This window comes from Synechococcus sp. OH30 (assembly GCF_047462175.1).
GTDB lineage: Bacteria > Cyanobacteriota > Cyanobacteriia > Thermostichales > Thermostichaceae > Thermostichus.
In genome coordinates, this window is the sequence record NZ_JANSIP010000001.1 from 334,315 (window position 1) to 352,067 (window position 17,753).

Annotated in this window: 14 protein-coding genes and 1 tRNA gene; 11 read left to right on the forward strand and 4 right to left on the reverse strand. The window is 59.6% G+C overall.

Annotated features, from left to right (window positions below):
- Positions 1-65: 65 nt before the first annotated feature.
- Positions 66-668 carry an ATP-dependent Clp endopeptidase proteolytic subunit ClpP gene (gene clpP / locus NW830_RS01665; protein ID WP_414359525.1) on the reverse strand — a complete coding sequence of 201 codons (603 nt, stop codon included), beginning with the start codon at positions 666-668 and terminating at the stop codon, positions 66-68.
- 288 nt (positions 669-956) lie between these two features.
- Here clpP and NW830_RS01670 point away from each other — a divergent pair.
- Positions 957-1,029: transfer RNA gene (locus NW830_RS01670), tRNA-Glu, on the forward strand.
- A gap of 106 nt (positions 1,030-1,135) precedes the next feature.
- Here NW830_RS01670 and NW830_RS01675 read toward each other — a convergent pair.
- Positions 1,136-1,483 (reverse strand): DUF1815 family protein, encoded by a 348-nt coding sequence (locus tag NW830_RS01675; RefSeq protein ID WP_414359523.1) that lies wholly within the window; start codon positions 1,481-1,483, stop codon positions 1,136-1,138.
- 705 nt (positions 1,484-2,188) lie between these two features.
- On the opposite strand from NW830_RS01675, the gene pflB reads away from it, so the two are divergent.
- From pflB to cysW, 10 genes are all read left to right on the forward strand, one after another.
- Positions 2,189-4,495 (forward strand): formate C-acetyltransferase, encoded by a 2,307-nt coding sequence (pflB, locus tag NW830_RS01680; RefSeq protein ID WP_414359521.1) that lies wholly within the window; start codon positions 2,189-2,191, stop codon positions 4,493-4,495.
- A 75-nt stretch (positions 4,496-4,570) separates the two neighbouring features.
- Positions 4,571-4,948, forward strand: coding sequence for a pentapeptide repeat-containing protein (locus NW830_RS01685; RefSeq protein ID WP_414359520.1), 378 nt, complete (start codon positions 4,571-4,573; stop codon positions 4,946-4,948).
- A gap of 143 nt (positions 4,949-5,091) precedes the next feature.
- Positions 5,092-5,844, forward strand: a complete 753-nt coding sequence (pflA, locus tag NW830_RS01690; protein ID WP_414359518.1) for a pyruvate formate-lyase-activating protein — start codon at positions 5,092-5,094, stop codon at positions 5,842-5,844.
- A 188-nt stretch (positions 5,845-6,032) separates the two neighbouring features.
- Complete coding sequence (locus NW830_RS01695) at positions 6,033-6,443, forward strand: OsmC family protein (protein ID WP_414335832.1); 411 nt, start codon at positions 6,033-6,035, stop codon at positions 6,441-6,443.
- Positions 6,444-6,534: 91 nt separating this feature from the next.
- Positions 6,535-9,165: a bifunctional acetaldehyde-CoA/alcohol dehydrogenase gene (gene adhE, locus NW830_RS01700; protein WP_414359516.1), complete on the forward strand. Its 2,631-nt coding sequence runs from the start codon at positions 6,535-6,537 to the stop codon at positions 9,163-9,165.
- A 50-nt stretch (positions 9,166-9,215) separates the two neighbouring features.
- Complete coding sequence (locus tag NW830_RS01705; RefSeq protein ID WP_414359514.1) at positions 9,216-11,960, forward strand: GNAT family N-acetyltransferase; 2,745 nt, start codon at positions 9,216-9,218, stop codon at positions 11,958-11,960.
- An 89-nt stretch (positions 11,961-12,049) separates the two neighbouring features.
- The gene (locus tag NW830_RS01710) at positions 12,050-13,111 is read left to right on the forward strand and encodes a sulfate ABC transporter substrate-binding protein (RefSeq protein ID WP_414359513.1); all 1,062 of its coding nucleotides are present in this window, start codon (positions 12,050-12,052) and stop codon (positions 13,109-13,111) included.
- A gap of 175 nt (positions 13,112-13,286) precedes the next feature.
- Entirely contained in the window at positions 13,287-14,330 is a 1,044-nt protein-coding gene (locus NW830_RS01715; protein WP_414359511.1) for a sulfate/molybdate ABC transporter ATP-binding protein, read from the forward strand.
- Between the two features lie 6 nt (positions 14,331-14,336).
- Complete coding sequence (cysT, locus tag NW830_RS01720; RefSeq protein WP_414359510.1) at positions 14,337-15,149, forward strand: sulfate ABC transporter permease subunit CysT; 813 nt, start codon at positions 14,337-14,339, stop codon at positions 15,147-15,149.
- Complete coding sequence (cysW, locus tag NW830_RS01725) at positions 15,139-15,963, forward strand: sulfate ABC transporter permease subunit CysW (protein ID WP_414359509.1); 825 nt, start codon at positions 15,139-15,141, stop codon at positions 15,961-15,963. Before cysT ends, cysW begins: the two co-directional genes overlap by 11 nt.
- A 235-nt stretch (positions 15,964-16,198) precedes the next feature.
- Here the strand turns inward: cysW and msrA are convergent, their stop codons facing one another.
- Together msrA and xth are read right to left on the reverse strand one after the other, a co-directional pair.
- Positions 16,199-16,867 carry a peptide-methionine (S)-S-oxide reductase MsrA gene (gene msrA, locus NW830_RS01730; protein ID WP_414360041.1) on the reverse strand — a complete coding sequence of 223 codons (669 nt, stop codon included), beginning with the start codon at positions 16,865-16,867 and terminating at the stop codon, positions 16,199-16,201.
- A gap of 95 nt (positions 16,868-16,962) precedes the next feature.
- Entirely contained in the window at positions 16,963-17,748 is a 786-nt protein-coding gene (gene xth / locus NW830_RS01735) for an exodeoxyribonuclease III (protein WP_414359508.1), read from the reverse strand.
- Between the last annotated feature and the right edge of the window lie 5 nt (positions 17,749-17,753).

The following is a 17,753-nucleotide window of genomic DNA, read 5'->3' on the forward strand; positions in this document are numbered from 1 at the left end:
TCTGAGGGGGATCCCAGCTCCCCCGACAGGGCGCTGGGCAAGGAAGTTTCCGGCAGCCAGGGGAGCTAGGAAACGGTGGTCAGGGAGGGCTGGGGCTTCTTGGTGATTACCTGGTCGATGATGCCGTATTCTTTGGCCTGTTCTGGGGTCATAAAGTTGTCGCGGTCAGTATCGCGCTCGATGCGCTCCAGCGGTTGGCCGGTGTGGTAAGCAAGCAGACTGTTGAGACTGTTTTTGATAAAGAGAAGCTCCCTAGCTTGGATCTCGATGTCAGTGGCTGGACCCTGGGCTCCTCCCAGAGGTTGGTGAATCATGATGCGGGCATGAGGAAGGGCAATGCGTTTGCCTTTGGCGCCCCCTGCCAGCAAAAAGGCTCCCATGCTGGCTGCGAGACCAATGCAGATGGTGGAGACGTCGGGTTGGATGTGCTGCATGGTGTCGTAAATGGCCATGCCAGCATAGACAGAGCCGCCGGGAGAGTTGATGTAGAGGTAGATATCTTTCTCGGGGTCTTCGGATTCCAGGTAGAGCATCTGGGCCACAATGAGGTTGGCAACATCGTCATCTACCGGCGTGCCCAAGAAGATAATCCGATCCCGTAGCAAACGCGAGTAAATATCAAAAGCGCGCTCGCCGCGTGCAGATTGCTCAATAACGGTGGGAATCATGCTAGTCCAAGCGATGGGTCATTACTATAGATAGTGTAGTTTAAGCCTCTGAAGAGCTGCCCCTCTCGCCACTTGAGTAGGGCAGGACCTGGATCTTTATTATCCCCCTCAAGAGGTGAGGTGTACATGGATGCGATCTCCGATGAACCTCTCCTAATTGCTGGATTGCTGGGCCTGGCTCTCCTGGGAGTCCTGATCTTGGCCGGGGCAGGAGGCCGACTAGCAAGAAACGTAAGTTGACAGAACTAAACCCGTCTCTTTAGAATCAAGATCGCCCTGCTTCCAGATGCCCCCATCGTCTAGAGGCCTAGGACACATCCCTTTCACGGATGCGACAGGGGTTCGAATCCCCTTGGGGGTATAGGGAAACGACTAAGCGCAAGTGTGTCCCTAGAAGGCTGCTCTTTAGCTCCAGAGGTGGCCTCCAACAGCTATAGATTTCTTGGCTAGGGAGTCTCTGACAGGGATCAGCGGCTACTGGCTAGAGCTTCCGCTGGCGCAGCGCTAGCCACCAGATCGTCTTTGATCAGCTCTACCAGATCCTGAAGCTGACGAATGGCTTCTGCTCCTTCCAGCTTCATCAGCTCTCGCTCATCCCGCATCTCCGTCCAGCTGATGGAGCACTCGGAAACCAAAAAGCGAATCAGATGCCCTTCCCGCAAGCTGACCATGAAGGAAGCGCTCTCAAAGGAGGTTCCGCAGGTGTAGCAGGAGGCTGGGTAGCCCCGCTTCTCCAAAGCAATGGCCAGGGCCTGCAAACTCATCACCAGGTCTTGAACGTAGCTGCGGTATTGTTCCGCCAACCGTGTGAACATTACGCTCCTCCTTCGTCCTCGGCTCGGCAAGGCCCCCTTTTGGCCGCAGACGAGCCGCATAGTAATAAATACTCATGCCAGGCAGTTAAGACATATGTAGCACAGCAATGAGCAATCCTCAAGGAAGGGGCTCAGTCTAGGAACCAAAACTACCCAGCGCCAGACAGCCAGACAGGATGATAGGCAAGCCCCAGCTGCATGAGAGGTTGTATTTAACACTTCTCTCAAAGCAAACACCAAAGTTTACCTTAGTTCAAAACTCTTACCCCTCGCAGTGGGAGCAGATCCCTGCCTCAGTTTTTTCCTAGCTCAGGGCAAGAGGGAGAGCAGTGGAGGAATTGCTACGGAGATTCCCTCGAGCGGTTACTGCGCCACCCCACTGACTAAAGGCACTGACTCCAGCCTACCTTGACCTAAGCTAGCCATTTGGCAACTCCCCTTGGCAGCCTCTTAGGACAATACCGAAAAAATGCAGAAGCAAGAACCGCCTGAGAGGGGAGGAGACTAGAATTGAAGTGGGCAAGGTGTATGGCAAACAGCTCAAAAAAGAAACAGCAGAGTTGCTAAAAGCTCTCCCGTAGGCGAGTCGTTTGTCCTTCTCTTTTGCAAAGATTGTTGTAGCTTTTGGCAGTCAACGGGGTGTCACCTTGCTCTATTGCCAGTCTATTGGCGAAGTTGTCAGGCGGAAGAGCCGGGAGGATTGTTATGGTAGTGAGCGCGCACCGTTCTGTAGCTTTGTCTACAGAATCGAAGGCCGAAAAAAGCGGAGAGCGTAAAGTATCTGAGCAAACGATCGCGAGAGATTTTGTCCCGGGACGGTGGCAACGCTGCATTGATGTCCGAGATTTTATTCAGCGCAATTACACTCCCTACACCGGCGATGAAAGCTTTTTGGCGCCGGCCACTGAACGCACGCAGCGGCTGTGGGCCAAGGTTAAGGATTTGATGGCGCTGGAACGGGAGCGGGGGGTTTTGGATGCTGACACCGACCTTCCTTCCAGCATCACCAGCCACCCGCCGGGCTATATCGACCGGGAGCTGGAGCAAATTGTAGGTCTGCAGACAGACAAGCCCCTGAAGCGGGCCATCCTGCCCTTTGGCGGCATCCGCATGGTAGAGACGGCCCTCAAGGCCTACGGCTACGAGCTGGATCCAAAGGTTAAGGAGATCTTTACCAAATACCGCAAGACCCACAACGACGGGGTCTTTGACGCCTACACGGAGGAGATGCGCCGCTGCCGCCGCTCTGGCATCATCACCGGCTTGCCGGACGCCTATGGGCGAGGCCGCATCATCGGTGATTACCGGCGGGTACCTCTCTACGGGGTGGATCGGCTGATTGAAGACAAGGAGGCGCAAAAAGCCAGCCTAGACCTGGACACGATGGATGAAGAGACCATCCGCCTACGGGAGGAGCTCTCAGAGCAGATCAAAGCCCTGCACGAGCTCAAGGAAATGGGGGCCAGCTACGGCTTTGACCTGGGCCGGCCAGCAACCAATGCCCGCGAGGCCATCCAGTGGCTGTACCTAGCCTACCTGGCAGCGGTCAAAGAGCAAAACGGTGCCGCCATGTCCCTGGGGCGGGTCTCCACGTTCCTAGACATCTACATCGAGCGGGATCTGCAGGCCGGGATCCTCACCGAAGAAGAGGCCCAGGAGCTCATCGACCACTTTGTCATGAAGCTGCGCATGGTCAGGTTTTTGCGCACGCCAGAGTACAACGAGCTCTTCAGCGGCGATCCCACCTGGGTAACTGAGTGCATTGGCGGCATGGGGCTGGATGGGCGACCTCTGGTCACCAAGACCAGCTTCCGCATGCTGCACACCCTCTACAACCTGGGGCCGGCGCCGGAGCCCAACCTGACGGTGCTCTGGTCGGAGCGGCTGCCGGAAGCCTTCAAGCGCTACTGCGCCAAGGTCTCCATCGAAACCAGCTCCATCCAGTACGAAAACGACGACCTGATGCGCCCCTACTGGGGGGATGACTACGGCATCGCCTGCTGCGTATCGGCCATGTGCATTGGCAAGCAGATGCAGTTTTTTGGGGCGCGGGTAAACCTGGCCAAGTGCCTACTCTATGCCATCAATGGCGGTCGGGATGAGATCTCCGGTGAGCAGGTGGCCCCGGCCTACGCCCCCATCACCTCTGAGGTGTTGGAGTACGACGAGGTGTGGCCGCGCCTGGTGCAGATGATGGCCTGGCTGGCCAAGACCTACGTCAACACCATGAACATCATCCACTACATGCACGACAAGTACTGCTACGAGCGCCTGGAGATGGCCCTGCACGACCGCGACATTGTGCGCACGATGGCCTTTGGCCTGGCTGGCCTATCGGTGGTGGCGGATTCCCTCTCGGCCATCAAGTATGCGCGGGTGCGGGCAATTCGGGACGAGCGCGGCCTGGTGGTGGACTACGCGGTGGAGGGCGACTTCCCCAAATATGGCAACAACGACGACCGGGTTGACCAGATTGCGGTGCAATTGGTGCAGACCTTCATGGCGGAGCTGCGCAAGCACAAAACCTACCGCAACGCTATCCCCACCCAGTCCATTCTCACCATCACCTCCAACGTGGTCTACGGAAAGAAAACCGGCAACACCCCCGATGGGCGGCGGGCTGGCGAGCCCTTTGCACCGGGGGCCAACCCCATGCATGGCCGCGACACCAAGGGAGCGGTGGCGTCGCTGGCCTCCGTGGCCAAGCTGCCCTACGACGACGCGCTGGATGGCATCTCCAACACCTTCTCCATCGTGCCGGCGGCCCTAGGTCGCACGGCCGAGGAGCGGGTTGCCAACCTGGTGGGGCTGCTGGACGGCTACATGCGGGATGGCGGCTTTCACCTCAACGTGAATGTCCTCAACCGCGAGACCCTGCTGCACGCCATGGAGCACCCAGAGCTCTACCCGCAGCTCACCATCCGGGTTTCCGGCTACGCGGTGAACTTCATCAAGCTTACCCGCGAGCAGCAACTGGATGTGATTAACCGCACCTTCCATCAACACTTCTAAACGAGGGGGCGGGGGATCCCGGAAGGCTGCCCCTAGCCAGGTGAAGGATCCCCCCTCCCCAAGCAAGGAGGTTCCATGAACTATAGCGTTGGGGATTTGGTTAGAGACTACGCGGCGGGACGGCGAGATTTCCAGGAGATCGAGCTGCCCCAGGCCGACCTACAAGGGATCCACCTAGCCGGTGCCGACCTGCGCTATGCCGATTTCAGCGGCGCCAACCTGGCAGGCGCCAACCTGCGGGGGTGCGATCTCAGCTTTGCCGATTTGAGCGGCGCCAACCTATCCAAAGCCGACCTGCGGGGATGTCTACTTTTCGGCAGCAATTTCCGCGGTGCCCTCTTGGAGGGGGCTTTGCTGGATCACGCCGATTACGATGCCTATACCCATTTCCCGGCGGGCTTTGATCCCAAAGCCCATCGCCTGCACAACCTCTCGGCAGAGGCCTCCCAGTAGGAGGTCTTTCCATTGGTTTTCAACCGTTAAGAAAAACACAGTCTGGGTAAAGTCCAAACCGTGATGTGCACAACATGGCCAGCAATTGGGAAGAAAACCTCAAGATTAATTGATATTTTGCAAAAGCCATTGAGGATAGAAGTATGGATACCCCGCTCAACCCCTTGACGCCGATAACCGGCCGCATTCACTCGGTCGAGACCTGTGGCACGGTGGATGGGCCAGGGATCCGCTTTGTCATCTTCCTACAGGGCTGTCCTCTGCGCTGTCTGTACTGCCACAATCCCGACTGTCGGGATCCCAATGCCGGCCAGGTGGTGACGGTGGACTCCCTCATGGCGGAGATCCAGCGCTGCCGCAATTACTACCTCAAGGGTGGGGGAGTCACGGCCAGCGGGGGGGAACCGTTAATGCAACCCAACTTTGTGGCCGAGATTTTCCGCCGCTGCCACGAGCTGGACTTGCACACGGCGCTGGACACTTCCGGCTACGCGCCCTTGGGGGTGGCCAAGCCAGTTTTGGCCCATACGGATTTGGTGTTGCTCGATATCAAGTCCTATCTGCCGGAGCTCTATCGCAAAGTTACCGGCGTTTCGCTGCAGCCCACTCTCGATCTGGCTCGCTATTTGGATCAGATTCAAAAGCCCACCTGGATTCGTTTTGTTCTCGTTCCTGGACTAACAGATCCTGAGGAAAACATCAAGGGCTTGGCTGAGTTTGTGGCCACTCTATCCAACGTGGAGCGGGTGGAGGTTTTGCCCTTTCACAAGATGGGGGAATACAAATGGCAGCAGTTGGGACTGCCCTACACCCTCAGCGATGTCCAGCCGCCCACCCCGGAACAGATCAACCACGCTTTGCAGATCTTTCGCGAGCGGGGATTGGTGGCGGTTTAATGGCTGCTAAGACTGAGTTTATTGCCGTAGCAACAGTAACAAAAACAGAGTCAATCCCCATTTGCATCAGCTTGATCCCAAAGTCATCTCTAAAATTCTTAGGCTGCCCCTAAAGTAGCGCTAGGTTGAACTTATAGGCTAGGAGCTGGCCAACTCTGGCAGATGGAAAAATAGAGGAGGGATCCCTAGTGGAAGTGCGCGTAACCTACCAAAATGGCGTTCAATTTCAAGCCGAAAGCCGCGGCCATCGCATCCTCAGCGATCAGCCCTTGGACAACCACGGCCAAGATCAGGGAATGACGCCGCCGGAGTGGTTTTTGGCCTCTTTGGGTGCCTGTGTTGGCTTTTATGCCGTCAAGTATCTGGAAGCGCGGCAGTTGGATCCTCGGGGGCTGGAAGTGGTTGTTACTGCAGATAAAGTTGAGCACCCCAGCCGCTTAGACAACATTTGCATTCGCGTTCAGACGGGGATCCCCCTCGACGAAAGGCAGCAAAAGGGCCTAGAAAAAGCTGTCGACGCTTGCATCATCCACAACACCCTCACCCATCCCCCAAAAATGACCACCGAGATCCAGGTTCCCGCACCTGTGGGCGCTTAGCCAGCCAGTGAGCCTATGGAGTTTTCCAGCAATTTCTCATGGTTGCCTCAACTCTTAACCCGTATGGAGGTGATTTTGGAGGGATCCACCTATGCCTGTTACCAATCTCGAGGAACTGGAAGCCTTAATCCAGCAGGTGAAAGCTGCCCAGGCTGAGTATGCCACCTTCACCCAGGAGCAGGTGGATCGAATCTTTCACAAAGCTGCCCTGGCAGCCAACAACGAGCGGATCCCCTTGGCCAAGCTGGCCGTAGAGGAGACCGGCATGGGCATTGTGGAAGACAAGGTGATCAAAAATCACTTTGCCTCTGAATACATTTACAACAAGTACAAACACGAGAAAACCTGTGGCGTCATTGAGCGGGACGAGAGCTTTGGCTACGAGCGCATTGCTGAGCCGGTGGGGCTTTTGGCGGGCATTGTGCCGGTCACCAACCCCACTTCGACAACGGTTTTCAAAGCCCTCATCACTCTGAAAACCCGCAACGCCATCATCTTTGCGCCTCACCCCCGCGCCAAACGATGCACCATTGCCGCGGCCAAGGTGGTCAAGGAGGCGGCTGAGGCGGCAGGCGCGCCTGTGGGCTTGATTGGCTGGATTGACGAGCCCACGATTGAGCTTTCTCAGGCTTTGATGCAGCACCCGGAGGTGAAATTAATCCTGGCCACCGGCGGCCCCGCCCTAGTCAAGGCGGCCTATTCCTCCGGCCACCCCTCGCTGGGTGTGGGAGCGGGCAACACGCCGGCGGTCATCGACGCCAGTGCCGACATTCCCATGGCCGTCAGTTCAATCTTGCTCAGCAAAACTTTTGACAACGGCATGATCTGCGCCTCGGAACAGGCGGTGATTGTGGTGGAGGCCGTTTATGAGCAGGTGAAGGCGGAATTTTGCCATCGAGGAGCCTACTTTTTGGATCCGGAACAGACGCAAGCGGTGCGCCGCATCCTCCTCAAGGATGGCCGTCTCAATCCAGCTATTGTTGGCCAATCGGTGCAGACCATCGCTGCTCTGGCCGGGATCCAGGTACCCGAAGGCACCAAGCTGCTGATTGGGGAAGTGGACAAGGTGGGGCCCGAAGAGCCGTTTTCCTACGAAAAATTGGCCCCTGTTTTGGCCTTCTACCGCGCCAAGGATTTCCACAGCGCCGTCGAGGTTGCTGTCCAACTGGTCAATTTCGGTGGGCGGGGCCACACCTCTGTTTTGTATACCGATCCCGCCAACCAGGACGACATTGCCTACTTTGAGCAGGCCCTCCAAACAGCGCGGGTGCTGATCAACACCCCCTCTTCCCAGGGGGCAATTGGGGATCTCTACAACTTTAGGCTGGATCCCTCGTTAACTTTGGGCTGTGGCACGTGGGGGGGCAACTCCGTCTCCGACAATGTGGGGCCGCGCCACCTGCTCAACATTAAAACCGTGGCCTACCGGCGGGAAAATATGCTCTGGTTCCGGGTGCCGCCCAAGATCTACTTCAAGCCGGGATGTCTACCGGTGGCGCTGCGGGAGTTGGCCGGCAAAAAACGGGCTTTTTTGGTGACCGATAAGCCCCTCTTCGAGCTGGGTGTGCTGCAGCCGGTTACCCGGGTTCTCGAGGAGCTGCAGATAAAGTGGGATGTCTACCACGAGGTGGAGCCGGATCCCACCCTCAGCAACGTCAACCGCGGCCTGGAGCAGTTGCGCCAGTTTCAGCCGGATGTCATCATCGCCGTGGGCGGCGGATCCCCGATGGATGCGGCCAAGGTGATGTGGCTGATGTACGAGCAGCCCCAGGTGGAGTTTGAAGGCCTGGCAACGCGCTTTATGGACATCCGCAAGCGGGTCTACGAGCTGCCGCCGCTGGGGCAAAAAGCCCAACTGGTCTGCATCCCCACCACTTCCGGGACGGGATCCGAGGTAACGCCCTTTGCGGTGGTAACCGATGACCGGGTGGGGATCAAGTACCCCCTGGCCGACTACGCTCTCACCCCCAGCATGGCCATTGTCGATCCGGATCTCACCCTGAAGCTGCCCAAGAAGCTGACGGCTTACGGCGGCATCGATGCCCTCACCCACGCCTTGGAAGCCTATGTCTCGGTGATGGCCAGCGAGTTTACCGACGGGCTGGCGCTGCAGGCAATTAAGCTGCTGATGACCTACCTGCCGCGGGCCTACGAGAAGGGAGCTGAAGATCCAGAAGCGCGGGAAAAAGTCCACTACGCCGCCACCCTTGCCGGCATGGCCTTTGCCAACGCCTTTTTGGGGGTGTGCCACTCCTTGGCCCACAAGCTGGGATCCACCTTCCACCTGCCCCACGGCCTGGCCAATGCCCTGATGATTACCCACGTCATCCGCTACAACGCCACCGACGCCCCCTTCAAGCAGGCCATCTTTCCCCAATACCGCTACCCCAACGCCAAGCACCGCTATGCCGAGATTGCCGATTACCTGCAGTTGGGGGGAGCCAATGATGATGAAAAGGTCATGCGCCTTATCGAGGCCATCGAGGAGCTAAAGCGGAAGCTAGGGATCCCGGCCAGCATTCGCGAGGCCCTCGGCGAGAGCGAGCAGGCCTTTTACGACCGTCTGGAAGCGATGGCGGAGCAGGCTTTTGATGACCAATGCACCGGCGCCAACCCCCGCTACCCCCTCATTCAGGATATGAAGGAGCTGTACGTCTTGGCCTATCGGGGCTGCCGGGTGGAGGCTGCCCTCTACCACCAGCCGGAGCCGGCTCTGGTTTAAGGTCGGCCTTCCTCCCCGCCAAAACGTGCTTCTCCCTCCTTGCAACGGCTATGGCTACGCTGCACCGCCCCGATCCCAGCCTGGACATCTGGAAGGCCAGATCCCACCCCTTAGATCCCATTTTTCTGCCCCGCTCGGTGGCGGTGGTGGGGGCAACAGAGCGCGAGGGCAGTGTGGGGCGCACGGTGCTCTGGAACCTCATCAGCCACCCCTTTGGCGGCACGGTCTACCCGGTCAACCCCAAGCGGCACCAGGTGTTGGGCATCCGGGCCTACGAGCGGCTCTCTGCTCTGCCGGAGCCGGTGGATCTGGCCATCATCGCCATCCCGGCAGCCGGGGTGCCGGCGGTTATCCAAGAATGCGTCGAGACCGGCGTCAAGGGGGCCATTGTCCTCTCGGCAGGCTTTAAGGAAATTGGCCCGGAGGGGCTGGAGCTGGAAAAGGCCATCCAAGAGGCTGCCCGCGGCAAGCTGCGCCTCATTGGTCCCAACTGCCTGGGAATCCAAAACCCCCACACCGGCCTCAATGCCACCTTTGCTGCCCAGATGGCCCGACCCGGCAACGTGGGGTTTATCAGCCAAAGCGGGGCCCTCTGCACCTCGATCCTGGACTGGAGCCTGCGGGAAAATGTCGGCTTTAGCGCCTTCATCTCTCTGGGATCCATGCTGGATGTGGGCTGGGGGGATCTCATCGACTATCTGGGCGAGGATCCCCATACCCACAGCATTGTCCTCTACATGGAGTCGATTGGGGATGCGCGGTCGTTTGTGTCGGCGGCCCGCGAGGTGGCGCTGAGCAAGCCGATTATTGTCATCAAGGCGGGGCGTACCCAGGCGGCGGCCCAGGCGGCAGCTTCCCACACGGGATCCCTCACCGGCAGCGACGCGGTTTTGGATGCAGCCTTCCGCCGCTGCGGTGTGCTGCGGGTGGATCACATTGAAGATCTCTTCGACATGGCGGAGGTGCTGGCCAAACAGCCCCGCCCGCAGGGCCCCCACCTCAGCATCCTCACCAATGCCGGCGGACCGGGGGTGCTGGCCACCGACGCCCTCATCCGCGCCGGGGGATCCCTGGCCCAGCTTTCTCCCCAAACCCTGGAGCAGCTTAACTCCATCCTGCCGCCCCACTGGAGCCACGGCAATCCCATTGATATTTTGGGCGATGCCGGGCCGGAGCGCTTTGCCCAGGCGCTGGAGATCGTGCTGCGGGATCCCGCCAGCCAGGGCTGTTTGGTGATCCTCACCCCCCAGGCGATGACGGATCCCACCGCCACTGCTGCCAAGGTGGTGGAGACCTGGCGGCGCAGCGGCTCCCGGCAGCCCATCCTGGCCAGTTGGATGGGGGGAGACCTGGTGGATGCCGGCGAGCAGATCCTTAACCAAGCGGGGATCCCCACCTACCGCTACCCGGATCAGGCGGCACGGGTATTCAGCTATCTGTGGCGCTTTAGCGACAACCTCAAGGCCCTCTACGAAACTCCCACTCTGCTCCCTGCAACAGCAGTCGAGGGCGAGAGGGTGCAACAAATTCTCGGCCAAGCCCGGCAGCAAGGTCGCCGGCTCTTAACCGAGGTCGAGTCCAAGGAGATCGTGGCCGCCTACGGGATCCCGGTGGTGCCTACGCGGGTGGCCAAGAGCCCGGAAGCAGCGGTAGAGGCCGCCGCAGAAATGGGCTACCCGGTGGTGCTGAAGCTCTACTCCCATACCCTCACCCACAAGAGTGACGTGGGCGGCGTCCAGCTCAACCTGCCCGATGCCGAAGCGGTGCGGCGGGCCTTCGCCCAGATTCGCCGCAACGTCAGCGAGAAAGCAGGGCCAGAGCACTTCCAAGGGGTGACGGTGCAGCCGATGATCCGCACCGACGGCTACGAGCTGATCCTGGGCAGCAGCGAGGATCCCCAGTTTGGGCCGGTGTTGCTGTTTGGCAGCGGCGGCCAACTGGTGGAGGTGTTCCAGGATCGCGCCATTGGCCTTCCCCCCCTCAACACCACCTTGGCGCGCCGCCTGATGGAGAATACCCTCATCTACAAGGCCCTCAAGGGGGTGCGGGGGCGCCGAGCCGTCAATCTGGAAGCGCTGGAACAGCTTTTGGTGCGCTTCAGCCAACTGGTGGCCGAACAGCGGCAGATCCAAGAGATCGACATCAACCCCCTGCTGGCCTCAGGCGAGCAACTGCTGGCTTTGGATGCCCGCGTCATTTTGCGCTCGGAGCAGGAACCCCCCGTACCATTGGCCATCCGCCCCTACCCCAGCCAGTACAGTTGGCCCTTCCGCGAGGGCATCACCATCCGCCCCATCCGTCCCGAAGACGAGCTGCTGGTGATCCAGTTTCACCGCCACGTCTCCGACTACAGCATCTACCTGCGCTACTTCCACCCCATCAAATACAGCGCCCGCATCGCCCACGAGCGCTTGGTTCGCATCTGCTTTAACGACTACGACCGGGAGATTGCTCTGGTGGCCGAGCGGCAAGACCCAGAGCCCCACCTCCTCGGCATCAGCCGCCTCTCCAAAAAACACGGCCTTCCCGAAGAAGCCGAGTTTGCCCTGCTGGTAGCGGATCCCTACCAAAGACAGGGGATCGGCACGGAGCTGCTGACCCGCCTGATTCAGGTGGCCCGCTGCGAAGGGATCCGGCGCCTCACCGGCGAGGTGCTCAGCGAAAACGAGGGCATGCGCCGCCTCTGCAGGCGCTTGGGGTTCCAGCTGCTCCCTTCTCCAGAGGATCCCGGCCTCCTCAGGGCCACGCTGGATCTTGCCGCCGATGCGGCGCTTCCCACCCCCTGCCCTGCCTAGGGATCCCTGGCCCTAAAGACGGTCTGCCGACCGGCTGACCGTAGAATGGATCCCTGCCGTTCAACCTTTAGGTTCTTGGGGAGAGCGGAATGGGGGTGGCTGTGAAGAGGGAAGGGACAGGGGGGATCTCCTCACCTGTCGCGGTGGCCTGGTCGGGGAGAGTGGGGCGGTGGCTGGCGGTGGGATCCCTCCTCCTAGGACTTCTGCTGGGGCTGGGCGGCTGCGGGGTGGGATCCCAGAGGGAAGTGAGGATTCTCCTAGCTTCTTTTGCCGTAACCCGCGACGCCTACCGGCAGATCATCCCTGCCTTTGAGGCCCACTGGCTGGCCCAGACCGGCCAACGGGTGCGCGTAGAAAGCAGCTACGCCGGCTCGGCCACACAAGCGCGGGCGGTCATTGACGGGCTGGATGCCGATGTGGTGGCTCTGGCCCTGGGCCTGGATGTGGAGCGCCTTGTGGCTGCCGGTCTCATTCGACCGGGCTGGGAAAGCCGCACGCCCAACCAAGGGATCGTTACCCGCTCGGTCGTGGTGATTGTAACGCGGCAGGGCAACCCCCACGGTATCCGCTCTTGGCTGGACCTGGCCCGGCCCGGCCTGCAGGTGATCACCGCCAACCCCAAAACCTCAGGGGGTGCCCGCTGGAACTTTTTGGCCCTCTGGAGTGCTGTTCCGGAGCCCCAAGCCCTGGCCTTCACCACCCAGGTCTACAAAAATGTCCGCGTCCTGCCACGGGACTCGCGGGAGGCTACGGATGTCTTTTTCCAAAAAGGGCAGGGAGATGCCCTGCTCACCTACGAACAGGAGGTGATCCTGGCCGGTCTGCGCGGCCAGTCCTTGCCCTACGTGGTGCCGGATCCCAACATTTCCATCGACAACCCCGTAGCCGTGGTGGATGCCACGGTGGAGCGCAAAGGAACCCGCAGCGTGGCCGAAGCCTTTGTGAACTACCTGTTTACTCCAGAAGCGCAACGGGCCTTTGCCGAGGTGGGTTTCCGTCCGGTGGAGCCGACGGTGGCGCAAGAGTTTGCCTGGCGGTACCCTCCCATTGAGAGGCTGGTAACTGTTGCCGACCTGGGGGGCTGGGAAGCAATCCAAAACCGCTTTTTTGCCGATGGGGCTGCGTTTGACCGCATCCAAGCCGGGCTGTAGGGAGCCTCCCTTGTTTTGCATCCCCATTCAAGGTATCCTGGGAGCTGTATCAACGGTTTGTTGACAGGTTTACCGTAGATTAGCTGCAGATTTCACCTCCCTTACCCCTAGCTGCAGCACCATCCGGCAACCGAGCCAGCAACTCCTTAGACCAACCACTAGCTAGGCAGAACCTATGGGCATCACCATTGCAGGGGTATCGAAGCGTTTTGGCCAGTTTCAGGCCCTCCACCCTACGGATCTCATCATTCCCACGGGATCCCTGGTGGCTTTGCTGGGGCCGTCGGGTTCTGGCAAATCTACCCTGCTACGTCTCATTGCCGGCCTGGAAAAGCCGGACACAGGGCGGATCTTCCTCACGGGGCGGGATGCCACCCATGCCAGCGTCCAGGAGCGCAACGTTGGCTTTGTCTTCCAGCACTACGCCCTGTTTAAGCACATGACGGTGCGGCAGAACATTGCCTTTGGCCTGGAGATCCGCAAGCTGCCACGGGCTGAGATCCAGGCACGGGTGGACGAGCTGCTGGAGCTGGTGCAACTGTCAGGGTTTGGAGATCGCTACCCCTCACAGCTTTCAGGAGGACAGCGCCAGCGGGTGGCCCTGGCCCGTGCTCTGGCGGTGGAGCCGCAGGTGTTGCTTTTGGATGAGCCCTTTGGGGCGCTGGATGCCAGGGTGCGTAAGGAGCTGCGCCAATGGCTGCGGCGCCTGCATGACGAGGTGCACGTTACCACTGTGTTTGTTACCCACGACCAAGAGGAGGCCATGGAGGTGGCCGACCAAATTGTGGTCATGAACCAGGGGCGGGTGGAACAGGTGGGATCCCCGGCTGAGATCTATGATCATCCGGCCACTCCCTTTGTCATGAGCTTTATTGGCCCGGTCAACGAGCTCTCGCCTCGCTCTGTATTGTCCTGCCAACTCCCTGAAGCCCAAGCCGGCCCGCATCGGCTTTTTCTGCGCCCCCACGATGTCCAAATCGAGCTCAACCCCACCAGCAGCGGTGTCTCGGCTTGGGTCAAAGAGATCATTCACCTAGGGCGGGAGATCCAGGCGGAGCTAATTCTCAGCGATGGCGGCTCCCTCTGGGCCCACCTCAGCCGCGAGCAATACGCCAGCCAGCCGCTGCACATAGGGCAGCAGGTTTACGTGCGCCCTAGGGTAATCAAAGCCTTCCCCATCAAAAAAACGGAAATGACAGCCATGCCTGTGGGAGCTTAGGGAACCTTGCTGCAAGCGTTGTCTCAACTGTCTTGGCCGTGGGGGCTGACCCTGAGCTATCTCTTCCTGATGTTAGTCTTGCCCCTGGCTGCCTTGATTACCAAGTCCAGCACCCTGGGCTGGGCAGAGTTTTGGCGGATTGCAACCGATCCCCTAGCCCTCTCTGCCTATGAGGTTACTTTTGTAACTGCCTTGCTGGCAGCCCTCGTGAACGGTGTGATGGGCACCCTAACCGCCTGGGTGTTGGTGCGCTACGCCTTCCCCGGCAAAAAGCTCCTCGAGGGGTTAATTGATCTGCCCTTTGCCCTGCCCACGGCTGTGGCCGGTCTCACCCTGGCCACAGTCTACAGCAGCAACGGTTGGATAGGATCCTTGCTGGCTCCCTTGGGAATTCGCATTGCCTTTACCCGCTTGGGGGTGGGGGTGGCAATGCTGTTTATCTCTTTTCCCTTTGTGGTGCGGACCGTGCAGCCGGTGCTCCAGGAACTGGAACCAGAGGTGGAAGAAGCTGCCTGGAGCTTGGGCGCCTCCCGCTGGCAGACCTTTCGCCGAGTGGTGTTGCCGCAAATTCTGCCTTCTATCCTAACAGGGGTGGCGCTGGGGTTTTCTCGCGCGGTCGGTGAGTATGGCTCCATCGTCATTATTGCCGCCAGCATCCCTTTCCAGGACTTGATTGCGGCGGTGCTGGTCATCCAAAGACTGGAACAGTACGATTACGCCGGCGCCACCGTGATTGGAACAGTGATGTTGGTGATCTCCTTTCTATTGCTGGCGGTGATTAACCTTCTGCAAGGCTGGGCAAGTCGCCATGAAACCTAGGGAAGTTGCACCACCCGCCAGCCCTTGGCTAGCTGGCCTGCTGATTGGGATCGTCTTGCTCTACGTAGGTCTGCTCATCGGGATCCCGCTGGTGAATGTTTTCTACCAGGCCTTTCGGGAAGGGATCCCCACTTTTTTTCAGCACCTAGGGGAGCGAGAGTTTCTCAGTGCGGCCCGCTTGACTTTGCTGACTGCCCTGGTTGTTGTGCCGCTCAATACTCTTTTTGGCCTCTGCGCCGCCCTAGCCTTGGCCCGCCGCCGCTTTCCAGGACGGGCCTTGCTGCTTAGCCTTATTGACCTGCCCTTTTCCATTTCGCCAGTAGTGGCCGGCCTGATGCTGGTGCTAATCTTTGGCCGTCAAGGTTGGCTGGGATCCTGGAACCTGCGGGTCCTTTTTGCCTTTCCGGGCATTGTGCTGGCCACGGCTTTCATCACCTTGCCTTTTGTGGTGCGGGAGGTACTGCCCGTCTTGGAAGAAACCGGCACCGAAGAGGAAGAGGCCGCCAAAACCCTGGGAGCGAATTCCTGGCAGATCTTTTGGCGCATCACCCTGCCCAACATCCGCTGGGGCCTTCTGTACGGCGTCATCCTAACGAATGCCCGTGCCATGGGGGAGTTTGGCGCTGTGGCGGTGGTCTCGGGCAACATCGTTGGGCGCACCCAAACCCTACCTCTGTTTGTGGAAGATGCCTACCGCAGCTATGCCACGGGCTCAGCCTATGCAGCAGCGGTGGTGCTCTCCTTGCTGGCAGTGGTGACCCTAGTAGCCAAGGAGCTGCTGGAGCGGGGATCCCCTTCCCGCCGCATCTTCTAAACATCTTTTGGGATCCTTGCAAGCAAGCAACCGGGAAAATGAAAGGTTTCTGTACGTCGTTAGCGCTAGGCAACGCCGTCACGAACGCGCCGCTCTGACTCCCCTCTCCCTGAGGGAGAGGGACCGGGGGTAAGGGCCATGGCCGCCATTGGCCAGGTTGACGCTCCCACCGCCTCAAGGCGGGGGATTCTTGTCAAGGCGCTGTCAAGGACGCGTCTGGACAGTTCCGTGGGGCTTAAACAGACTTAGGGAGGAGCTCCGGCAGCGGCACCCCCGTTCCCCCCAGGCCACAGTAGCCGCGTGGGTTTTTGGCCAGGTACTGCTGGTGGTAGTCTTCGGCGTAGTAGAACTCTGGAGCCTCCAAGATCTCAGTGGTGATCCGACCGTAGCCGTGGGCGCTCAAAGCCTGCTGGTAGAGATCGCGGGTTTTTTCCGCCAGCTCCCGTTGGGCTTGGGAGTAGACGTAGATGCCGGAGCGATACTGGGTGCCCACATCATTGCCCTGGCGCATCCCTTGGGTGGGATCGTGGTTTTCCCAAAACACCTTTAAAAGCTGCAGGTAGCTAATCTGGCTGGGATCGTAAACCACCCGCACCACCTCATTGTGGCCAGTCAAGCCGGTGCAAACTTCCTCATAGGTGGGGTTGGGGGTATACCCGCCCGCATAGCCCACGGCAGTGGTAAACACTCCGGGCAACTGCCAAAACTTGCGCTCGGCTCCCCAAAAGCAGCCCATGCCGAACATGGCCAGCTCCATGCCCTCGGGAAAGGGAGGCTTTAGGGGCGTGCCCTTGACGTAGTGCCGGTTAACGATTGCCATTGGCTCGGAGCGGCCCGGCAAAGCCTCTTCCGGCGTGGGCAGGGTCAGTTTCTTGCTCAGTTTGCCAAAACCAAAGAGCGCCATGGCGGTAGCCCGATACATTCGTTAACACCTACCAGCCTAGCGCAGGTAGCCGCTCTTGTCTCAGGGAAGGATTGGCAAGGAGCGGCTTGGGGATTTTAGACTGCCAGCTCTACAACCACAGGGGCATGGTCGCTGGGCTTCGGTAACCGCCGCGGCTCAAGGTCAATCCAGCAGGCAATAGCCTTGTCCTGAAGCAGAGGGGAAAGGTAAAGGTGATCAATGCGCCAGCCGCGATTCTTCTGAAACCCTCCGGCCCGGTAGTCCCACCAGCTAAAATGGCCGGGATCCGGGTTAAACTTGCGGAAGGCATCCTCAAACCCCAAAGCCAGGATCTCCCGCAGGGCCTGCCGCTCCGGCTCCGAGGCCATGATTTCTCCGGCTTTGCTGGGATCGTAGATATCCCGATCTTCCGGGGCAATGTTGAAGTCACCACAGAGAAGAATCGGCTGCCCTTGGTCGAGGGCCAGCTGGAGGTACTCTTTCAGGCAGGCCAGCCAGCGCAACTTGTAGGCGTACTTGTCAGATCCCACCGCCTCGCCATTGGGCACATAGAGGTTGAGGATGCGGATGCCGCGGTAGAGGCCGCCGATAAGCCGCTTTTGCTCGTCCAGCTCTGCTGCTGTCGGCAGCAGGGCCCCAAAGCCGCGCTCTACTTTTTCCGGCACCTCCCGGCTGATGAGGGCAACGCCGTTGTAGGCTTTCTGCCCGTACACCTCCACATGAAAGCCCCGCTCTTCGAAGGCGGCCCGGGGAAAGTCTTCATCCACCACCTTGGTCTCTTGCAGGCAGAGCACATCCAGGGATCCCTGCTTGTCCAACCAAGCCAAAACCTGAGACAGGCGGGTGCGGATGGAGTTGACATTCCAGGTGGCTACTTGCATCCCAG